This window comes from Pseudomonas sp. LBUM1660 (assembly GCF_059695935.1).
The window spans coordinates 2,602,758-2,621,354 of sequence record NZ_CP166795.1 but is presented as its reverse complement, the minus strand read 5'-3'; the positions used below and the strand labels follow the sequence as shown (position 1 = coordinate 2,621,354).

19 protein-coding genes are annotated in these 18,597 nt (G+C 61.2%); 11 read left to right on the top strand and 8 right to left on the bottom strand.

The window, feature by feature from the left end:
- Positions 1-100: 100 nt before the first annotated feature.
- The 5 genes from ACA068_RS12360 (at position 101) to ACA068_RS12340 (ending at position 4,495) form a co-directional block, all read left to right on the top strand.
- Entirely contained in the window at positions 101-841 is a 741-nt protein-coding gene (locus tag ACA068_RS12360; protein ID WP_497310078.1) for a response regulator, read from the top strand.
- Positions 838-2,133 carry a sensor histidine kinase gene (locus tag ACA068_RS12355; RefSeq protein ID WP_497310077.1) on the top strand — a complete coding sequence of 432 codons (1,296 nt, stop codon included), beginning with the start codon at positions 838-840 and terminating at the stop codon, positions 2,131-2,133. The genes ACA068_RS12360 and ACA068_RS12355 overlap by 4 nt, the downstream gene beginning before the upstream one ends.
- 199 nt (positions 2,134-2,332) lie before the next feature.
- The gene (locus ACA068_RS12350) at positions 2,333-2,965 is read left to right on the top strand and encodes a CDP-alcohol phosphatidyltransferase family protein (RefSeq protein ID WP_497310076.1); all 633 of its coding nucleotides are present in this window, start codon (positions 2,333-2,335) and stop codon (positions 2,963-2,965) included.
- The gene (locus ACA068_RS12345; RefSeq protein WP_497310075.1) at positions 2,952-3,551 is read left to right on the top strand and encodes a lysophospholipid acyltransferase family protein; all 600 of its coding nucleotides are present in this window, start codon (positions 2,952-2,954) and stop codon (positions 3,549-3,551) included. The genes ACA068_RS12350 and ACA068_RS12345 overlap by 14 nt, the downstream gene beginning before the upstream one ends.
- On the top strand, positions 3,548-4,495 hold the full coding sequence (locus ACA068_RS12340) for a phosphatidate cytidylyltransferase (RefSeq protein WP_497310074.1): 948 nt from the start codon (positions 3,548-3,550) through the stop codon (positions 4,493-4,495). The genes ACA068_RS12345 and ACA068_RS12340 overlap by 4 nt, the downstream gene beginning before the upstream one ends.
- 141 nt (positions 4,496-4,636) lie before the next feature.
- On the opposite strand, the gene ACA068_RS12335 is transcribed toward ACA068_RS12340, so the two are convergent.
- From ACA068_RS12335 to ACA068_RS12325, 3 genes are all read right to left on the bottom strand, one after another.
- Positions 4,637-5,395, bottom strand: a complete 759-nt coding sequence (locus tag ACA068_RS12335; protein WP_497310073.1) for an HvfC family RiPP maturation protein — start codon at positions 5,393-5,395, stop codon at positions 4,637-4,639.
- Complete coding sequence (locus ACA068_RS12330) at positions 5,388-6,227, bottom strand: HvfB family MNIO-type RiPP peptide maturase (protein ID WP_497310072.1); 840 nt, start codon at positions 6,225-6,227, stop codon at positions 5,388-5,390. The genes ACA068_RS12335 and ACA068_RS12330 overlap by 8 nt, the downstream gene beginning before the upstream one ends.
- A gap of 142 nt (positions 6,228-6,369) precedes the next feature.
- Positions 6,370-7,704, bottom strand: coding sequence for an acetamidase/formamidase family protein (locus ACA068_RS12325; RefSeq protein ID WP_497310071.1), 1,335 nt, complete (start codon positions 7,702-7,704; stop codon positions 6,370-6,372).
- Between the two features lie 488 nt (positions 7,705-8,192).
- Here ACA068_RS12325 and ACA068_RS12320 point away from each other — a divergent pair, with 488 nt between their 5' ends.
- Positions 8,193-9,239 (top strand): class I SAM-dependent methyltransferase, encoded by a 1,047-nt coding sequence (locus ACA068_RS12320; protein ID WP_497310070.1) that lies wholly within the window; start codon positions 8,193-8,195, stop codon positions 9,237-9,239.
- 190 nt (positions 9,240-9,429) lie between these two features.
- Positions 9,430-10,272 carry an NAD-dependent protein deacetylase gene (locus ACA068_RS12315; RefSeq protein ID WP_497310069.1) on the top strand — a complete coding sequence of 281 codons (843 nt, stop codon included), beginning with the start codon at positions 9,430-9,432 and terminating at the stop codon, positions 10,270-10,272.
- 115 nt (positions 10,273-10,387) lie between these two features.
- Here the strand turns inward: ACA068_RS12315 and ACA068_RS12310 are convergent, their stop codons facing one another.
- Complete coding sequence (locus ACA068_RS12310) at positions 10,388-11,290, bottom strand: LysR family transcriptional regulator (RefSeq protein ID WP_497310068.1); 903 nt, start codon at positions 11,288-11,290, stop codon at positions 10,388-10,390.
- Between the two features lie 151 nt (positions 11,291-11,441).
- Between ACA068_RS12310 and ACA068_RS12305 the strand changes: the two genes are divergently transcribed.
- From ACA068_RS12305 to ACA068_RS12295, 3 genes are read left to right on the top strand one after another with little or no spacing between them, the layout of a single operon-like run.
- Positions 11,442-12,140 carry a CoA transferase subunit A gene (locus ACA068_RS12305; RefSeq protein ID WP_309675526.1) on the top strand — a complete coding sequence of 233 codons (699 nt, stop codon included), beginning with the start codon at positions 11,442-11,444 and terminating at the stop codon, positions 12,138-12,140.
- A gap of 33 nt (positions 12,141-12,173) precedes the next feature.
- Positions 12,174-12,839, top strand: a complete 666-nt coding sequence (locus ACA068_RS12300) for a CoA transferase subunit B (protein ID WP_497310067.1) — start codon at positions 12,174-12,176, stop codon at positions 12,837-12,839.
- Between the two features lie 11 nt (positions 12,840-12,850).
- Positions 12,851-14,032: an acetyl-CoA C-acetyltransferase gene (locus ACA068_RS12295; RefSeq protein WP_497310066.1), complete on the top strand. Its 1,182-nt coding sequence runs from the start codon at positions 12,851-12,853 to the stop codon at positions 14,030-14,032.
- A gap of 252 nt (positions 14,033-14,284) precedes the next feature.
- Here ACA068_RS12295 and ACA068_RS12290 read toward each other — a convergent pair whose 3' ends face one another.
- Positions 14,285-14,887, bottom strand: coding sequence for an NADPH-dependent F420 reductase (locus ACA068_RS12290; protein WP_497310065.1), 603 nt, complete (start codon positions 14,885-14,887; stop codon positions 14,285-14,287).
- Between the two features lie 113 nt (positions 14,888-15,000).
- On the opposite strand from ACA068_RS12290, the gene ACA068_RS12285 reads away from it, so the two are divergent.
- Complete coding sequence (locus tag ACA068_RS12285; protein WP_497310064.1) at positions 15,001-15,903, top strand: LysR family transcriptional regulator; 903 nt, start codon at positions 15,001-15,003, stop codon at positions 15,901-15,903.
- 93 nt (positions 15,904-15,996) lie between these two features.
- On the opposite strand, the gene ACA068_RS12280 is transcribed toward ACA068_RS12285, so the two are convergent.
- The 3 genes from ACA068_RS12280 to ACA068_RS12270 form a co-directional block, all read right to left on the bottom strand.
- The gene (locus ACA068_RS12280) at positions 15,997-17,316 is read right to left on the bottom strand and encodes an Nramp family divalent metal transporter (RefSeq protein ID WP_497310063.1); all 1,320 of its coding nucleotides are present in this window, start codon (positions 17,314-17,316) and stop codon (positions 15,997-15,999) included.
- 77 nt (positions 17,317-17,393) lie between these two features.
- Complete coding sequence (locus tag ACA068_RS12275) at positions 17,394-17,918, bottom strand: DUF3833 domain-containing protein (RefSeq protein ID WP_497310062.1); 525 nt, start codon at positions 17,916-17,918, stop codon at positions 17,394-17,396.
- A 10-nt stretch (positions 17,919-17,928) separates the two neighbouring features.
- A complete protein-coding gene (locus ACA068_RS12270) occupies positions 17,929-18,462 on the bottom strand; it encodes a chalcone isomerase family protein (RefSeq protein WP_497310061.1) in 534 nt (177 codons plus the stop codon).
- Positions 18,463-18,597 lie beyond the last annotated feature (135 nt).

Below are 18,597 nucleotides of genomic sequence, written 5' to 3'. Positions count from 1 at the left end.
CGCCGCTACGCCAGATACACTGCAATACAAAGGGCTGCGGGCGAGCGGGCCAAGGCTCGATAGACTGCGCAACATCCCCCATTGATAGAGGCCTGGCCCCATGGAACACGTCGATCACATTCTCATCGTGGACGATGACCGCGAGATCCGGGAACTGGTAGGCAACTACCTCAAGAAGAACGGCCTGCGCACCACGGTCGTCGCGGATGGACGCCAGATGCGCAGCTTCCTTGAGTCCACGCCGGTGGACCTGATCGTGCTCGACATCATGATGCCGGGCGACGACGGCCTGATGCTCTGCCGCGAATTGCGCGCCGGCAAACACAAGGCCACGCCGGTGCTGATGCTCACTGCCCGCAACGACGAAACCGACCGCATCATCGGCCTGGAAATGGGCGCCGACGATTACCTGGTCAAGCCGTTCGCCGCCCGTGAACTGCTCGCCCGAATCAACGCCGTACTGCGCCGCACGCGGATGCTGCCGCCAAACCTGGTGGTCACCGAAAGCGGTCGTCTGCTGGCGTTCGGGCGCTGGCGCCTCGACACGTCGGCCCGGCACTTGCTGGATGAAGACGGCACCATGGTCGCGCTCAGCGGCGCGGAATACCGTTTGCTGCGAGTGTTCCTCGATCACCCGCAGCGGGTGCTCAATCGCGACCAACTACTCAATCTGACCCAGGGCCGCGACGCCGACCTGTTTGACCGTTCCATCGACTTGCTGGTCAGCCGCTTGCGCCAACGCTTGCTGGACGATGCCCGGGAACCGGCCTACATCAAAACCGTGCGCAGTGAGGGCTATGTGTTTTCCCTGCAGGTGGAAGTGCTCGGTGCGCCGTCATGAACGTCACCCTTCGTTGGCCCCGCACCCTCGCCTCGCGCCTCTCGCTGATTTTTCTGATCGGCCTGATCCTTGCGCAGGCGCTGTCCTTCGGTGCGCAGTATTACGAACGTTACGAAAGCGCAAAAAACACCATGCTCGGTAACCTGGAAACCGACGTCTCGACCTCCATTGCCATCCTTGACCGCTTGCCGGCCGAAGAACGCATGAGTTGGCTGCAACAACTGAACCGCCGCAACTACCGTTATTTGCTCGACGAGGGTTCGCCGGGCGTGGCCATGAGCGATACGCCCATCGCGATGACATCGATCAAGGACGCCATCGGCAAGGATTACCCGATGACCGTGACGGACATTCCCGGCGAGCAGAAGCATTTTCAGGTGCACCTGAAACTGGCGGACGGCAGCCCGGTGACCATCGACGTCAGGCCATCGATGGTGCCGTTGTCGCCGTGGTTGCCCATCGTTCTGCTGGGCCAATTGGCGCTGATGATTATCTGCACCTGGCTGGCCGTCAAAATCGCCATCCGCCCCCTCACTCGCCTTGCCGAAGCGGTGGACAACCTTGATCCCAACACCCATGCGGTGCTCTTGGACGAAAAAGGCCCGACCGAAGTCGCCCACGCCGCCATCGCCTTCAATTCGATGCAGGCTCGCATCGCCGCGTACTTGAAGGAGCGCATGCAACTGCTGGCGGCGATTTCCCACGACCTGCAAACCCCGATCACCCGCATGAAGCTGCGTGCCGAATTCATGGACGACTGCAGCGAGAAAGACAAACTGTGGAGCGACCTCAGTGAGATGGAGCATCTGGTGCGCGAAGGCGTGGCGTATGCCCGCAGCGTTCACGGCGCCACTGAGGAGAGCCGCCGCACCGACCTTGACTCATTCCTCGACAGCCTGGTGTTTGACTATCAGGACGTGGGCAAGGACGTGCAACTGGGTGGCAAAAGTGCTGCGGTGATCGACACCCGGCCGCATGCCTTGCGGCGGGTTTTGGTGAACCTGACGGATAACGCACTGAAGTTCGCCGGGGCCGCCGAGTTGTGGGTGGAAGCGAAAAACGGCCTGCTCTCGGTGAAGGTCATGGATCGCGGACCGGGCATTTCCGAAGAGGACCTGGCCCACGTAATGGAACCGTTTTATCGGGTAGAGAATTCGCGCAACCGCAGCACCGGCGGAACCGGTCTGGGGCTGGCAATAGCGCAGCAATTGGCGTTGGCGATCGGGGGATCGTTGACGTTGAGCAACCGTGATGGCGGTGGGTTGTGTGCGGAGTTGAAGTTGCCGATTTAGCTTTTGTAGGAGCGAGGCTTGCCCGCGAAGGCCGTTAAGCGGTTCCACTTGAGAAACGAGTTATCGTTCTTCGCGGGCAAGCCTCGCTCCTACAAACGGCCCAATGGCGCAGGAAAGCCTTTATATTGTCGGGCACCGTCGCGCAACGTGCCGCGGTGGCGCACCCGATAGCAACCGACACTTATATGGATATTGGCAAATGGATGACAACCGAAGGCCCATCAAGACGCGCTCTGCGGGCTGGGCGAAACACATCACCGACCTTCTGGTGAAACGAGACATTTCCCCCAATCAGATCTCCGTCGCCAGCATCGCCTTAGCGCTCGCCGGGGCGGTGGCACTGAATATCGATAACGGGCTCATCGGCTCGATCCTCTGCGCCGTCGGCATTCAATTGCGCCTGCTGTGCAACCTCTTCGACGGGATGGTCGCGATCGAGGGCGGCAAGAAATCCGACATCGGCAGCCTCTACAACGAGTTCCCCGACCGCATTGCCGACAGCCTGCTGATCGTCGCGCTGGGGTATGCCATCGGGTACGCCGATCTCGGCTGGTTTGCGGCGCTGGCCGCGGCACTGACGGCTTACGTCAGGGTGTTTGGCGGCTCGATTGGCCTGAAGCAAAGCTTCATGGGCCCCATGGCCAAGCAGCACCGAATGGCCGTGATGACCGCAGGACTTCTGTTGAATGCCGTCGAGGCCACCGTTTATGGCACTCACTACGTGCTGTTGATCGCGCTGGTCATCATCGCCGCCGGATCCGCCGCGACCTGCGTCACGCGAACTTTGGCCATCTCGCGCCAGCTCAAGGGGACTCACCATGTGGATCAGTAACGCGCTGATTTCTGTTCTTAGATTCCTCATCGGCGTCACGGCCCGATGGGAAAGCCCGCCGGACCTGACGCGCCAGCGCATCTATTTCGCCAATCACTCCAGCCACATGGACACCCTGGCAATCATCGCCGCCCTGCCACCGGAAGCCCGCGTGAACGTGAAACCGGTCGCGGCGGCGGACTACTGGGGCAAAAACCGGTTTCTGTCGTACATCTCGCAGAAAGGCCTGAATGCGGTGCTGATCGAGCGCAACCCGGCGCCCGGCGTCAACGTGCTGGAGCCGATTTTCGACGTGGTGCGCGCGGGCCATTCGATCATCATCTTTCCGGAAGGCACGCGCGGCAGCCAGGCGTTGCCCGGTCCTTTCAAATCGGGGCTGTACCGCTTGGCCGAGGCGTTCCCCGAGGTTGACCTGGTGCCGATCTACCTGGAAAACCTGCATCGCTCCATGCCAAAAGGCAAACACGTCCCGCTGCCCATCATCTGCACGATCCGTATCGGCGACCCGCTGCAACGGATCAGCGGCGAGGAAAAACAGGTGTTTCTGGACCGGGCGCGTGACGCCATCGTGAGGCTGTCGGAATGAATCTTGATGAAAAGTTTTTGTGGTTCTTCGGCGCCATTGCCGGCCTGTTGGCCGTTGCTTCGATCATCGGCCGGATACTGGCCAGGCGCGCGACAACGGAAGGCTCGATCTCGACCATCGAAAACCTCAACCAGCGCGTGAATGCCTGGTGGGGCATGGTCATCATCTTCTTCGTGTCCTACCTGCTGGGCGGGAACGCTACAGTCATCCTGTTCGGCTTCATTTCACTGTTCGCGCTCCGGGAGTTCATCACCCTGACGCCGACCCGACTGGGCGACCATAACGCGCTGTTTTCGGCGTTTTTCATTCTGATCCCGCTGCAATACGTACTGATCGGCACGCACTGGTATTCGCTGTTCACGCTGTTGATTCCGGTGTACGCCTTCCTGTTGTTGCCGGCGATTGCAGTGCTGAGTCAGGACACGGACGCGTTTCTGGAACGAGCGGCCAAGATCCAGTGGGGGGTGATGATTTGCGTCTACTGCATCAGCCACGCGCCGGCCCTGTTGCTGCTGGACCTGGAAGGGTTCAAGGGGCAGAACGCGCTGCTGTTGTTTTACCTGGTGTTTGTCGTGCAGTTGAGTGACGTGTTGCAGTACGTATTCGGCAAACTCTTCGGCAAGCACAAGGTTGCGCCGCTGGTGAGTCCGTCGAAAACCGTGGAAGGATTGGTCGGTGGCGGCCTTTCGGCAACGCTGATTGGCGGGTGCATGTTCTGGATGACCCCGTTCAGTTTCTGGCAGTCGCTGATGATGTCGTTTGTCATCGTGGTGATGGGTTTTCTGGGTGGGCTGGTGATGTCCGCCATTAAACGCAGCCTGAGCGCCAAGGATTGGGGGACCATGATCAAGGGTCATGGCGGCATGCTGGATCGGATGGATTCGATTTGCTTTGCGGCGCCGATTTTCTTTCACCTGACGCGCTACTTCTTTTCCGCCCCATAAAATAGACACCACTTGACCCTGTGGGAGTGAGCCTGCTCGCGATAGCGGTGTGTCAGATTACGCTGACGTCGACTGACACTCCGCTATCGCGAGCAGGCTCACTCCCACAGGGTCAAGTGGTGATTGGGAGATTGTGGTGTGTCAGGCTTTTATGCCAATCACCCCTTCCCCATGCATCTGCCGCAACAACGCCGCCCCGCTCTCCATGAACACTGGCGAGCCGGCAGCACCCGCCTCCACCGCCAATGCTTCCAGCTGTGCCTGCCCGTCCAGCTCGGGAAATTCCTCGACCCGCTGCAACAACCGCCACGCCAGCGGGCTCAACTCGGAAAACTTCACACTCCAGTCTTCAGCCCGACGCACCAACAATAACGTGGGTTGAGGCGGTGCACTGTCCGGCTGATGATCCGGCCCCACCAGCTGCACCGGCCAGGCATAGGCCAACGGCCACGCCAGCGGCGATACCTGCAACGGTCGCTCCAGAATCAACGCCACATCACTCGACGCCAACGGCTCGGCTTCGGACTGTTGCAACGCCATTTCAACCCACTCGTAATGCGCCAGTTCCACCATGAACGGCGGCCACTCGCCCTCGCTCAACGCCTGCGGACCGGAGGCCAGGTGTTCGACAAACTCCTTGGCGATTTCACCGAATTTCGGCGTGCGCGCGCGGTAATCCCGCAGGAAGATCCGTACCAGCGAACGCCAGCGCTCATCACCGAGAATCTTGATCAGCACCGGGAAGGTCCCGCTGAGCAGCAACGACAGGTTGGAAAAAATCAGGTCGCGGTAAACCTGTGCCCGCGCCACATCCATCCCGGCTGGCGGCGCGTGGTGATCGGGATCTCGCAGGTACAGGCCCAGCGTGGATTGCTGTTGATGCAGCGAGTGCTTATCCACGGTTCACCCCCTCGGTCTGCAGCCGGCGAATGGTCTGCAATTCAGCCACCAGTTCAGAAAACCCGGGGAAGTTGAAGTCCCGTTCCAGCAGCGTCGGTTGTGCGCCAAACCGGGCGTAGGCCTGGGCCAGCAACGACCACACCACCGGTTTCACCGACGCGCCATGGGTGTCGATTTTCAACGTGTCGGACTCATCGAAGTGCCCGGCCACGTGCATCGCCACCACCCGCCCCGAATCGATGCCCGCCAGAAAGGTCTGCGGATCGAAGCCGTGATTGATCGAGTTGACGTAGACATTGTTGACGTCCAGCAGCAGGTCGCAATCGGCTTCACGCAACACCGCGTTGGTGAACGTCACTTCGTCCATGTCCTGCTGCGGCGCGGCATAGTAGGACACGTTCTCCACCGCCAGACGCCGGCCGAGAATGTCCTGGGCCTGGCGGATCCGCGCGGACACGTGGTGCACCGCTTCTTCGGTAAACGGCAACGGCAACAGGTCGTAAAGGTGACCGTCATCGCTGCAATAACTCAGGTGCTCGCTGTACAGCGGCACGTAGTAATGATCGAGGAACACCCGCACTTCCTGCAAGAACCCGACGTCCAGCGGTGCCGGCCCACCCAGCGACAGGGACAAACCGTGACAGGACAACGGAAAACGCTCGGCCAGGGCACGCAACGCATGACCATGGGCGCCACCGATGCCGATCCAGTTTTCCGGCGCGACTTCCAGAAAGTCGAAATCGCCGGTACGGGCGGCCTGAAGGTCCTTCATTAAACCGCGACGCAAGCCAAGCCCGACGGTCGCGTTCGTTGAGGTGATGGGGGTCTGCATGGTGTCGGTCTCATGGTTGCCAGTACGGAATCACAGTTAACCGAAGCGATGTATCAGCCCTGTGTTCCGGTCCGGCAGAAAATCGCAGCGCTTGTATCGCCGGCGGGTCTGTACACACTTGGGTACAGACCCTTGTCAGGCGTTACGCCAGGTCGTATTTCTCGCGCACCAGATGGCCGATGCCGATGCGATCGAGCACGTTCATCGGGCACAGGAAGGTCACGCGCACGGTGCCTGGCAAACGGCTGATGTCGATCGAGCCGGTGATGGTCGCGCGGTTGAGCACTTCGTCATACGGCAAACCGGTGACCGACGCGGCACGTTTCAAGCCGTTCTCGACGGCGACGTTGAGGTTCTCGCCGCTGCCGATAAAGGTGATCGGGCCGCTCTGCTCGATTTCATGCTGACCCCAGCGCTCGCCCAGTTCACGGACTTTCTGCCGCTGTTCGGCATTCATGGGCCGCGCCATCGGCGGCAGATCGTCGAGGTTTTGCAAGAGGATCGGCCCTTCCAGCGTCAGGTTTTTTACCACTTGCACCACCACTTCGGTTTCCCCGGAGCAATCGGTGGCGTGCCCGGCGATCTCGCCGTTGCCCTGCTGGGCGTGCATGTCGCCCATGTACACACCGGCCCCCGGCACTTTCACCGGGCAGATCAACACGCAGCCTTCGCGGATCGAGTTGGTGTCCATGTGGCCGTCGGTCTTGGCCGCGTGCAGCTCTTCGCGGGTCATGCCGAAACGGTGCGGTGCATTGATCAGGTATTGGCCGAAGTCGGCGCAGTTGTGCGAGTCGGGCAAGTCACGGGACGGCGTGGTGCCGATGTTGCCGAGGAACGGGCGCATGTGCGCGGCAACCCCGGGAATGTCGGCGCGGGCCAGGGACAGGATCGAATGCTGGGCTGCGAACTCCGGCAGCGCCGACATTTGCGAAGCATTGCCGGCCAGTCGGTTGGCGACGTCCTGATTGACGGTCAGGCTGACCTGATTCTGCGCATCGAACACGATCACGTAGCCATGGCTGAAGCGAAATGCGCTGACCTCGGCGCCGCATTCATTACAGCGAATCGACTCCTCGCCAATGCCTTCGACATGGCTGGCCGGATGGTCGGTGCCGCATTTGGAGCAGAACTTGGCGACGAACGGGTCGCCGTTGTAGCGGCCCTCAACGAAGCTCATGACGCCGGACGACGTCGCCAGCGAGGTGACGCGCATGCTTTTGATCTTGATCGCCACCGCGTCGCCGACTTCCGCTCCGGCGATGGCCACCGGTTGCGTCACTTCGTGGCCGCCCTCGAAGGCGGGCGTGATCATCGGGCCCCAGCAACCCGGCGGTGTACCGGTGATCAGGGTGCCGCCGTCGGCCAGAGGGCCGAGCATCGGCTGGCTGGGGCCGATGATGCCCTGGGTGTAGTGATCGACGCGCAGGTGGTTGACGGGAGCGGATTTCAGGTCGGTTTCAGGCACGAGCGTGGTCATTGTTGTTCCCTTCACGGAGTCACGAGCGAAGATGGCCGCCTGTTGCGACGACCCTGAAAAGTGCCTCGACAGCCCCGGGTTTCGGGCGCTGGGTAGCCTTTACAGTTCATCGCAGGTTTGTATCTGGTCTGTGTTCGGTGGGAGCCGCGAATGAAGTGGAATGTATCGGGACGGCGGTTGGATACAGTGCGATACACACCGCAAATCCTTGTAGGAGCGAGGCTTGCCCGCGAAGACGGAGTGTCAGGCAATACTTTTGTCGACTGACACTGCGCCTTCGCGGGCAAGCCTCGCTCCTACAGGGGATTTGTGTCGGTCTGGGGAATGGGGCTTTCGTCGCTCCAGGCCGCGACGCACGGGGCTCGGACTAAACTTGTTGCACGCGGGACGTGCACAGCGTCCTGTTCATTCCCACGACCACCGCCCAGAGGTACACGCCTCGATAAACAAGGCCTCTGGACCGTGATCCTGCTGAAGGAGCACACGTGATGGACGAGGCCCGACTCAATGATTTCATGGGCAAACTGGTAAACGACATGGGCGGCGCGGCGATGCTTGCCAACGTCATCCTCGGCGAAGAGCTCGGCCTGTACCGGGCCATGGCCGACAGTCAGCCGATCACCCCTGAAGCACTCGCCGACAAGACCGGCTGCAATCCCCGCCTGCTGCGCGAATGGCTCAGCGCCCACGCCGCTTCCGGTTACATGGAACACGAGGGCGGCCAGTTCCGCCTGCCCGAAGAGCAAGCCCTGGCGCTGGCGATCGAAGACTCGCCGGTCTATATCGCCGGCGGTGTCGGGGTGGTCGCGTCGTTTTTCCATGACAAAGACAAACTGGTCAACGCCATGCGCGGCAACGGCGCCCTGGCCTGGGGCGACCACCATCCGTGCATGTTCAGCGGCACGGAGCGATTCTTCCGCCCCGGGTACAAAGCGCACCTGATCGCCGAGTGGCTGCCGGCCCTCGACGGCGTGGTCGCCAAACTGCAGGCGGGGGCCAAAGTGGCGGACATCGGCTGCGGCCACGGTGCCTCCACGGTGATCATGGCCCAGGCGTTCCCGGACTCGCGGTTCGTCGGCTTCGACTACCACGCACCCTCCGTCACCGTTGCCACCCAACGCGCTGAAGAAGGCGGCGTTTCCGGGCGCGCGAGGTTCTTTCAGGGCACCGCGAAAAGCTTCCCCGGCGACGACTATGATCTGGTCTGCTATTTCGACTGCCTGCACGACATGGGCGACCCGGTGGGCGCGGCAAAGCACGCTTATGACGCACTGAAACCGGACGGCACGGTGCTGCTGGTGGAACCGTTTGCCAACGACTCGCTCGACGACAACGTCACCCCGGTTGGGCGGTTGTTCTACGCTGCGTCGACTTTCATTTGCACACCGAACTCACTGTCCCAGGAAGTCGGCCTTGGGCTCGGCGCCCAGGCGGGTGAAGCGCGGTTGCGCAAGGTGTTTACCGAGGCGGGATTCAAGAGTTTCCGGCGGGCCACGGAAACGCCGTTCAACCTGATTCTGGAGGCGCGCAAGTAACCACGCCGCTCACTGCCCCCCTGTAGGAGCTGTCGAGTGAAACGAGGCTGCGATCTTTTGACTTTGATTGTTTAAAAACAAGATCAAAAGATCGCAGCCTCGTTTCACTCGACAGCTCCTACAAGGGATCGCGTTCGGCGGGTTAGCAAGTGCTACGCTGCAAACACTCAAGATACCCGGAGTGTTGAACATGCTCGACCGCCGCATCCGCGAACAACTCGATCGGCTCCAGCAACTGATGGCCGAGCAGCCGTTCATGGTCCTGACCGGCGCCGGCATCAGCACCCCGTCGGGCATTCCGGACTACCGCGACAACCAGGGCGTGCGGCGTGGCCGGCAACCGATGATGTACCAGGAGTTTCTCTCGGCCCCGGAATCACGGCGCCGCTATTGGGCACGGGCGATGCTCGGCTGGCCGCGCGTACGCCAGGCTCAGCCGAACGTGGCCCACGAAGCCCTGGCCAGTCTGCAAAGCAGCCGGCAGATCAGCGGGCTGATCACTCAGAACGTCGACACCTTGCACGATCAGGCCGGCAGCCATGACGTGATCGAACTCCACGGCAGCCTGCACCGGGTGCTGTGCCTGGACTGCGGACAGCGCAGCGAGCGCGATTCGATCCAGCAACTGATGGAAGCGCAGAACCCCTATCTGGCCGGGGTCGATGCGGTGCAAGCGCCGGATGGTGACACGCTGCTGGATCCGGCGTTCGAAGCGCGGTTCCAGGTGCCGCACTGCCCCCACTGCGCGGGCGAGCGGATGAAACCGGACGTGGTGTTTTTTGGCGAGAACGTCGCGCAGGTGACGGCAGCCAAGGCCATGGCGGCGGTGGAACAGGCGGCGGGATTGTTGGTGGTGGGGTCGTCGCTGATGGCGTATTCGGCGTTTCGCTTGTGCCGGGTGGTGGCGGATCAGGGCAAGCCGTTGATTGCGATCAATTTGGGCAAGACTCGTGCGGATGACCTCCTGGAGATGAAGATTGAGGCGTCGTGCGAACAGCTTTTGCCCTTGCTGGCCCAGCGCTTCTCTTCCTGATCAACCCAAAACCCTGTAGGAGCGAAGCTTGCTCGCGAAAGCGTTGTGTCAGTCGACTTCAATGTTGAATGTGCCGGCCTATTCGCGGGCAAGCCTCGCTCCTACAGGGCGATGATCAGGGCATGGACACTTGTTGTCTCAGGTTTTCGGCTTTGAGAATATCGAACAACGCCTGCGCCGCCGCCGACAGTTCAACTCCAGGCTTGGTCAGCACCCCGATCGCCCGTTCCACCACCGGGTCGCGCAAGGTAATGCAGCGTGCGCCCAACTCGCGCATCTGCCCGGCGCACAACGCCGGCACGGCGCTGACGCCCAATCCGCTGGCGACCATTCGCCCGACTGTCGCCAACTGATGGCTTTCAAACTCCACCGGCAACTTCATCCCCCGGGCCTGCAAGTGTTCTTCCAGCATCACCCGCACCGTCGACGGACGCTGCAAGGTAATGAACGGTTCCTTGAGCAAGGTCTGCCAATCAATGTCGTGCCGTTGCGCCAAGGGCGAATCATCCGGCACCACGGCAACGAAACGGTCCATATACAACGGAGTGAATGCCAGCGATGAACTCTGCGTCGGCTCAAACGCCACCCCCAGCTCCACCTGCCGGTCGCGCACCATTTCCAGCACTTGCTCGTTGATTACATCGTTCACCGTGACGTTGACCTTGGGATAACGGGCGCGAAAGGTCTTGAGGATCGGCGGCAGCAGATTGCCGGCAAAAGATGGCATTGCCGCCAGGGTCACGCGTCCGCGCTGAAGGGTGAAACGCTGGCGCAGTTCATCCTCGGCATTGTCCCAATCCGCAATCAGCCGGCGAGCCAGGGGCACCAGCGATTCGCCTTCCGCCGTGAGCGCCACATTGCGCGTGTTGCGCGTGAACAACCGCCCACCCAACCCCTCCTCCAGGGCCTTGATGGTCAGGCTCAAGGCCGATTGCGACAGGTGCAACCGCTCGCACGCCACGGCAAAGCTCAGGCTCTGGGCCACGGCCAGGAATGCGCGGATCTGCTTGACTGTCATGGGCGCCGGCTCCAACGTATTACAGATGAGTGATTGGTGAGTTTTATCTATCAATCAACCTTAAAAATCAACTTAACAAATGAATCCTTCAGCGAGACACTCCTACCCCATACGGCTAGCCAGCCGCCCACAAAGAATAAAAGAGGTGCATATGGCAGGTTTCGACAAGCGCGTGAGTTCCTATGAGGAAGCTCTGGCAGGTCTTGAAGACGGCATGACCGTGATCGCCGGCGGCTTCGGCCTGTGCGGGATCCCGGAAAACCTGATCGCCGAGATCAAGCGCAAAGGCACCCGTGACCTCACCGTCGTTTCCAACAACTGCGGCGTCGACGGTTTCGGCCTCGGCGTGTTGCTGGAAGACCGGCAGATTCGCAAAGTGGTGGCCTCCTACGTCGGTGAGAACAAACTGTTCGAAGACCAACTGCTCAAAGGCGAAATCGAAGTCGTCCTGACCCCCCAAGGCACCCTCGCCGAAAAAATGCGCGCAGGCGGTGCCGGCATCCCCGCTTTCTTCACCGCCACCGGCGTTGGCACTCCGGTTGCCGACGGCAAGGAAGTGCGCGAATTCCATGGCCGCCAGTACCTGATGGAAGAATCCATCACCGGTGACTTCGCCATCGTCAAAGGCTGGAAAGCCGATCACTTCGGCAACGTGATCTATCGCCACACCGCCCAGAACTTCAACCCGCTGGCCGCCACTGCCGGCAAGATCACCGTGGTCGAAGTCGAAGAAATCGTCGAACCCGGCGAGCTGGACCCGTCGCAGATCCACACCCCTGGCATCTACGTCGACCGGGTCATTTGCGGCACGTTCGAGAAGCGCATCGAACAGCGCACCGTGCGTAAGTGATCCCCTGCCCCCGGACCTGAAGGAAAAATAACAATGGCACTTTCCCGCGAACAAATGGCTCAACGCGTCGCCCGCGAAATGCAGGACGGCTTTTACGTGAACCTGGGCATCGGCATTCCGACCCTGGTGGCCAACTACATCCCAGAAGGCATGGAAGTCATGCTGCAGTCGGAAAACGGTCTGCTCGGCATGGGCCCCTTTCCTACTGAAGAAACCATCGATGCCGACATGATCAACGCTGGCAAACAAACGGTGACCGCACGTATCGGCGCTTCGATCTTTTCCTCGGCCGAGTCCTTCGCGATGATTCGCGGTGGTCATGTCGACCTGACCGTGCTGGGCGCCTTCGAAGTCGACGTGCAAGGCAACATCGCCTCGTGGATGATCCCCGGCAAACTGGTCAAGGGCATGGGCGGCGCCATGGACCTGGTGGCCGGTGCCGATAACATCATCGTCATCATGACCCACGCGTCCAAGGACGGTGAGTCCAAACTGCTGTCCAAATGCAGCCTGCCGCTGACCGGCGCCGGGTGCATCAAGCGTGTGCTGACCGACCTGGCTTACCTTGAAATCGAAAACGGCGCGTTCATTCTCAAAGAACGTGCGCCGGGCGTCAGCGTCGAAGAGATTGTCGCCAAGACCGCCGGTAAACTGATCGTGCCGGATAACGTTCCGGAAATGCAGTTCGCTGCCCAGTGAGGAATCATTCCATGCAAGACGTCGTTATTGTTGCCGCCACCCGTACCGCCATCGGCAGTTTCCAGGGTGCGTTGGCCGGTGTTTCCGCTGTTGACCTCGGTGCTGCGGTGATCCGTCAGCTGCTGGCGCAAACCGGCCTGGACGTTGCCGAAGTCGATGAAGTCATCATGGGCCAGGTGTTGACCGCCGGTGCCGGGCAAAACCCTGCACGCCAGTCCGCGATCAAGGCCGGCCTGCCGTTTACCGTGCCGGCGATGACCCTGAACAAGGTCTGCGGCTCGGGCCTCAAAGCGTTGCACCTGGCCACCCAGGCGATTCGCTGCGGCGATGCCGACGTGATCATTGCCGGCGGCCAGGAAAACATGAGCCTGTCCAACTACGTCATGCCCGGTGCCCGCACCGGTCTGCGCATGGGTCACGCGCAAATCGTCGACACCATGATCAGCGACGGCCTGTGGGATGCGTTCAACGATTACCACATGGGCATCACCGCCGAGAACCTGGCGGACAAGTACAACCTGACCCGCGAGCAACAGGACGCCTTCGCTGCGGCCTCGCAGCAGAAAGCCACGGCCGCCATCGAAGCCGGGCGTTTTGTCGATGAGATCACGCCGATCCTGATCCCGCAGCGCAAGGGCGATCCGCTGTCCTTCGCCACCGATGAACAGCCTCGCGCCGGCACCACCGCTGAAGCGCTGGGCAAACTGAAACCGGCCTTCAAGAAGGACGGTTCGGTGACGGCCGGCAATGCCTCGTCACTGAACGACGGCGCCGCCGCCGTGATCCTGATGAGCGCTGAAAAAGCCAAGGCCCTGGGCCTGCCCGTGCTGGCGAAAATCGCCGCTTACGCCAACGCGGGCGTCGACCCGGCAATCATGGGCATCGGCCCGGTATCGGCCACTCGTCGTTGCCTGAGCAAGGCCGGCTGGTCCATCGACCAACTGGACCTGATCGAAGCCAACGAAGCCTTCGCCGCGCAATCCCTGGCGGTGGCCAAGGACCTGGAATGGGACTTGAACAAGGTCAACGTCAACGGCGGCGCCATTGCGTTGGGCCACCCGATCGGTGCGTCGGGCTGCCGGGTGCTGGTGACCTTGCTGCACGAAATGATCAAGCGTGACGCCAAGAAAGGCCTCGCCACCTTGTGCATCGGTGGTGGTCAGGGCGTAGCGCTGGCGATCGAACGGGCGTAAAGCGTTCAACAGACTGCGCGGGGACCCACGAAGAACCGCGCGGCCTGGTAACACCCTCGGTGTTCCTGTGTTGCATGTTTTGTGGCGAGGGAGCTTGCTCCCGCTCGAGTGCAAAGCGCTCGCAAGATCTTCGACAGTTGCTGATATTTTGGGGCTGCTTCGCAACCCAGCGGGAGCAAGATCCCTCGCCACGGTCAGTGTCTGCATGAGCTGACTGTCATCAGAAGCACCGGGGTCTTCTTTGCCCAGCCGTCAGGCAAATTTCACCAGATTCAGGGCTGGCAACGGGCCGCCTGGAAACTGCACCAGCTTCGCTCCCACACTCAGCGCCCCAAGATCAATCCCGAAGAACCCCAACTTCTCGATCAGCGCTGCCACTTGAGCTTTCGCCTCGGCGTCATCACCCGAAACAAACAGCACCCGCTGCCCGCCCTCCGCTGCCGGATCGCTCTCCAGCAAACGCGCTTGCAGATGATTGAACGCCTTGACCACCCGCGCACCGGGTACCCATTCGGTAAACACTTCGCTGGACATACGCCCCTGCAAATCCACGGCTTTGAAGGACGGCGCCTCAATCGAGTTATTGGCATCGATGACGATCCGCCCGCCAAAATCCGGCAGACCGGCCAACGCTGTCGGCAATTTCGACCAGTTCACCGCCACCAGCACAATCGGCTGCGCGGCCGCTTCTTCACGGGTGCCAGCGCGTGCCGATGGCCCGAGTTCTTCCACCAGTGAAGCGAGCGTTTCTGGCCCACGGCTGTTGGCGATCACGATCTCAATGCCTTTGCGTGAAAGCGCCCGGGCAAAGGCTGAGCCAATGGCGCCGGCGCCGATGATTCCAATTTTGATCATGATGGTTCACTCCGAGGGGGTTGTCGTTGGAGTGAATACTGCGCTTGCCATTAGGGCTTGATTAGACGGTAATGCCTTGAATCATCTTCAAGCATTGCTAGCAGGTGCCAGCCATGGAAACCCTTGCCAACCTTGAGTCGTTTGTCCGCAGCGCCGAGACCGGCAGCTTTTCTGCGGCGGCCCGCGTGCTCGCGCTGACACCTGCCGCTGTCAGCCGCAACGTGGCGATGCTCGAACGCAACATCGGTGTGCGGCTGTTCCAGCGCTCGACCCGCCACCTGTCGCTGACCGAGGCTGGCGAGCGTTTTCTGGCGAGCATCGGTGGCAATCTGCAGGCGTTGCAGTCGGCGATCAGCGCGGTGAGCAGCGATCAAGGTGAACCTGCCGGGGTGCTCAAAGTCAGCCTTGCGCCGACGTTTGGCATCGGTCATGTGCTGCCGTTGCTGCCGCAATTCCTCAGGCGCTACCCACTGATCAAACCCGAATGGCACTTCGAAAACCGCCAGGTGGACCTGATTGCCGAAGGCTATGACGCGGCCATCGGCGGCGGTTTCGAGCTGACACCCGGGGTCATCTCTCGAACATTGGCGGCGGCGCATGTGGTGGCGGTGGCCTCACCGGACTACCTCGCAGGGCACAGCCTGCCCGCCAACCCGACCGACCTGGCCCGATTGGAGGGCATCGTGATGCGCGGCACCCGCACCGGACGGATCCGGCAGTGGGTCATGCAGGACGGCGCAGGCAATGAGGCGCAGGCGATTCTCAACGAAAACATCGTGCTCAACGACCCGGCCGCCATGCGTGAAGCGGCGATCCTTGGGCTGGGCGTGTCGCTGCTGGTGTTGCCGGACGTGGCCGCGAACATCCAGCGCGGCGAACTGGTGCGCCTGCTGCCCGACTGGCATGCCGATGCGGGGCCGATTTCGTTGTACTACCCGAGCCGGACGTTGATGCCGGCCAAGACCCGGGTGTTTATTGATTTTGTGGTGGATGCATTCCAAATGAAGACCGAGTAATCGTTCATCGCGAGCAGGCTCGCTCCCACAGGGGTTTGTGCTCACCGCAGATCCACTGTGGGAGCGAGCCTGCTCGCGATGAGGCCAGCCCAGTCACCCCAAAAACTGGAAGATTAACCAACTATTCGCCCCACTGATCACCCCAAACAACCCCCACGCCAACACCCGCGTCGGCCAGCGATTCACAAACGGCCCCATCAATTTGTGATCGTTGGTCATGCGAATCAACGGGTACAACGCAAACGGCAACTGCAAACTCAACACCACCTGACTCAACACCAGCAACTTGCCGATTGCGTTATCGCCCATCAGCCAGACGCCGATGAACGCCGGGATCAACGCCAGCCCCCGGGTAATCAGCCGCCGTTGCCAGCAGGGAATCCGCAGGTTCAGATAACCCTCCATGATCACCTGCCCCGCGATGGTCCCGGTAAACGTCGAACTCTGCCCCGAAGCCAACAGCGCCACGCCAAACAACACACTGGCCAAGGCGCCGCCCACCAGCGGGTCGAGCAAGTGATAGGCGTCCTGGATGTCCACCACATCGGTATGCCCGCTCTTGTGAAACGCCGCCGCGGCGAGGATCAGGATCGCCGCATTGACCAGCAGCGCCAGCGCCAGGGAGCCAATGGTGTCAATTCGCGCCAGTTTGACCGCGTCCTGCTTGCTGGCCAGGTCCTTGCCGATCATTCGGGTCTGTACGATCGAGGTGTGCAGGTACAAGTTATGCGGCATCACCGTGGCCCCGAGAATGCCGATGGCCAGGTACAGCGGCGCGGCATCGCCAATGGCTGACAGGGACGGCGTGAAACCACGGGCCACGTCCGGCCAGTACGGCTTGATCAGCAGCAACTCGACGAAGAAACACACGCCGATGGTGCTCACCAGCACCAGCATGATCGCTTCCAGGCGGCGGAAACCACGGTTTTGCAGGGCCAGCACCAACAGCGTGTCAAACGCGGTCAGCGCGATGCCGACAGTCAGCGAACAACCCAGCAGCAAGTGAAAGGCCAGCGCACAGCCGAGCACTTCAGCCAGATCGGTGGCGATGATCGAGATTTCCGCCAGCACCCACTGGGTGCGGGCAGTCCGCGTGCTGTAGCGCTCCCGGGACAGTTGCGCCAGATCACGACCGGTGGCGATGCCCAGGCGCGAACACAGACACTGCACCACCATCCCCGCCAGACTCGCCAGCAGCACCACGAACAACAGGCTGTAACCAAAACGCGAACCCGCCTCGATGGCGGTCGCCCAGTTGCCCGGGTCCATGTAGCCGATGGACACCAGTAAGCCAGGACCGGCAAAGCGCAGCATTCGCTTGAAGAATGAGGCGCGAGGATCAACGGCCACGCTGCCCGCCACTTCCGGCGGGCAAAACGGCGCCGTGGCGACTTTAGGCAAACTGAATTTCACGCAAACATCCGTCGACAGGTGGAAAAGCGCAGCTTAGACGTTTCAGCCCACGCGCCCAAGGGGCAGATGCCCGGGTATCAGGCGCCGTGGCGGCGGAAGAACAAGGTCACCTGGCCCAACTCAACACCGAACTTGGTCATGGCTGAGCGATTGGCCATGGTGTTTTCGTCCAGCAAGTACATCCAGTCGTCGAAATGCACCTGGTAGACCTTGTCGTCCACCGGCAGGCTGAGTTCATAGCGCCAGTGCAGCGCGTTGCCGGCGACCTCACCGCGGGACTCGCCGACCACATCGCCCGCCGTACCGCGCCAACGGCCGGGGCCGTCAGGGTACAACGTCCAGACACGGGTCTGCTTCGTACCGTCGCTGTAGGTAAAGGCTTCATGCATGATCAGGTTCTGGCCGTCCATTCGGCTGTTGATCAGCACATGAAAGCGCTTGATCACCTCGCCCGAGCGCTTCTGGAACATTCCCCAGCCATCCACTCGCCCGACGAAGAACCCGGGTAGATCGAGCTTGGGGTTTTGCTCGCTGTAGCGCTGCACATCGACGCTGCAACCGGCCAGGCAGACGCACAACACCAACAGCAGATTCTTCAGCATGTCATGCACCTCAAGGCTTGGCGCTGCCCAGCAACTGCTGGCGCAACTCGGGATTACGTGTACGTGGGTCGAGCCAGATATCGAAAAAGGCCCGGGCGAATTGCGGGTCTTTCACTTCGTGTTGCGGCTGCTGGCCGACAAAGAACCGCGCGCCCTGCCCCGGCAAATAAACGCCGGTAATGCGGGTGCCAGCTTTTACATCGACGAACGACTGTTGCATCTGCACCTTCCAGCGCTCGAGTTGCTCGGCGCTGACCGAGGCGCCGGACAACCGCTTGATTTCATCGACACTGGCCTGCACCAGATCATCGCGGGAAATGCTGCGCTGATAGATCAGTTCCAGGGCAAACGGCTGGTCCGGCGCCAAGGGCCGGGCCGCACTCCAGAGCCGAGCGTTGTAAACATCGAACCCGAACACCCGAAACTCGCCGGTGCCGATGATCTGCGCACCGGGCAATGCCTCCTGCCAATTGGCCAAGGCCTGGGTGCCTAACAATCCCAGCAACAACACACCGTGGTGCAGGCGTAATCGAGGTCTGTTCATCGCGTTCTTTTCACCTTGGGCATCTGCTAAAAACTTATACGCAAAGTATGATTTTGTACAATTATTTGAGCCGCAAGCTTTGTATACAAAAGCTCCTCATTCCTAGAGCAATCCACCGTCCGCAGTGCTAACGTT

What these genes read in the sequence shown, in the direction of transcription:
- ACA068_RS12360 (WP_497310078.1), top strand. Translation starts at nt 101, where the DNA reads ATGGAACACGTCGATCACATTCTCATCGTGGACGATGACCGCGAGATC.
- ACA068_RS12355 (WP_497310077.1), top strand. Translation starts at nt 838, where the DNA reads ATGAACGTCACCCTTCGTTGGCCCCGCACCCTCGCCTCGCGCCTCTCG.
- ACA068_RS12350 (WP_497310076.1), top strand. Translation starts at nt 2,333, where the DNA reads ATGGATGACAACCGAAGGCCCATCAAGACGCGCTCTGCGGGCTGGGCG.
- ACA068_RS12345 (WP_497310075.1), top strand. Translation starts at nt 2,952, where the DNA reads ATGTGGATCAGTAACGCGCTGATTTCTGTTCTTAGATTCCTCATCGGC.
- ACA068_RS12340 (WP_497310074.1), top strand. Translation starts at nt 3,548, where the DNA reads ATGAATCTTGATGAAAAGTTTTTGTGGTTCTTCGGCGCCATTGCCGGC.
- ACA068_RS12330 (WP_497310072.1), bottom strand. Translation starts at nt 6,227, where the DNA reads ATGCAGACCCCCATCACCTCAACGAACGCGACCGTCGGGCTTGGCTTG.
- ACA068_RS12325 (WP_497310071.1), bottom strand. Translation starts at nt 7,704, where the DNA reads ATGACCACGCTCGTGCCTGAAACCGACCTGAAATCCGCTCCCGTCAAC.
- ACA068_RS12320 (WP_497310070.1), top strand. Translation starts at nt 8,193, where the DNA reads ATGGACGAGGCCCGACTCAATGATTTCATGGGCAAACTGGTAAACGAC.
- ACA068_RS12315 (WP_497310069.1), top strand. Translation starts at nt 9,430, where the DNA reads ATGCTCGACCGCCGCATCCGCGAACAACTCGATCGGCTCCAGCAACTG.
- ACA068_RS12310 (WP_497310068.1), bottom strand. Translation starts at nt 11,290, where the DNA reads ATGACAGTCAAGCAGATCCGCGCATTCCTGGCCGTGGCCCAGAGCCTG.
- ACA068_RS12305 (WP_309675526.1), top strand. Translation starts at nt 11,442, where the DNA reads ATGGCAGGTTTCGACAAGCGCGTGAGTTCCTATGAGGAAGCTCTGGCA.
- ACA068_RS12300 (WP_497310067.1), top strand. Translation starts at nt 12,174, where the DNA reads ATGGCACTTTCCCGCGAACAAATGGCTCAACGCGTCGCCCGCGAAATG.
- ACA068_RS12295 (WP_497310066.1), top strand. Translation starts at nt 12,851, where the DNA reads ATGCAAGACGTCGTTATTGTTGCCGCCACCCGTACCGCCATCGGCAGT.
- ACA068_RS12290 (WP_497310065.1), bottom strand. Translation starts at nt 14,887, where the DNA reads ATGATCAAAATTGGAATCATCGGCGCCGGCGCCATTGGCTCAGCCTTT.
- ACA068_RS12285 (WP_497310064.1), top strand. Translation starts at nt 15,001, where the DNA reads ATGGAAACCCTTGCCAACCTTGAGTCGTTTGTCCGCAGCGCCGAGACC.
- ACA068_RS12275 (WP_497310062.1), bottom strand. Translation starts at nt 17,918, where the DNA reads ATGCTGAAGAATCTGCTGTTGGTGTTGTGCGTCTGCCTGGCCGGTTGC.
- ACA068_RS12270 (WP_497310061.1), bottom strand. Translation starts at nt 18,462, where the DNA reads ATGAACAGACCTCGATTACGCCTGCACCACGGTGTGTTGTTGCTGGGA.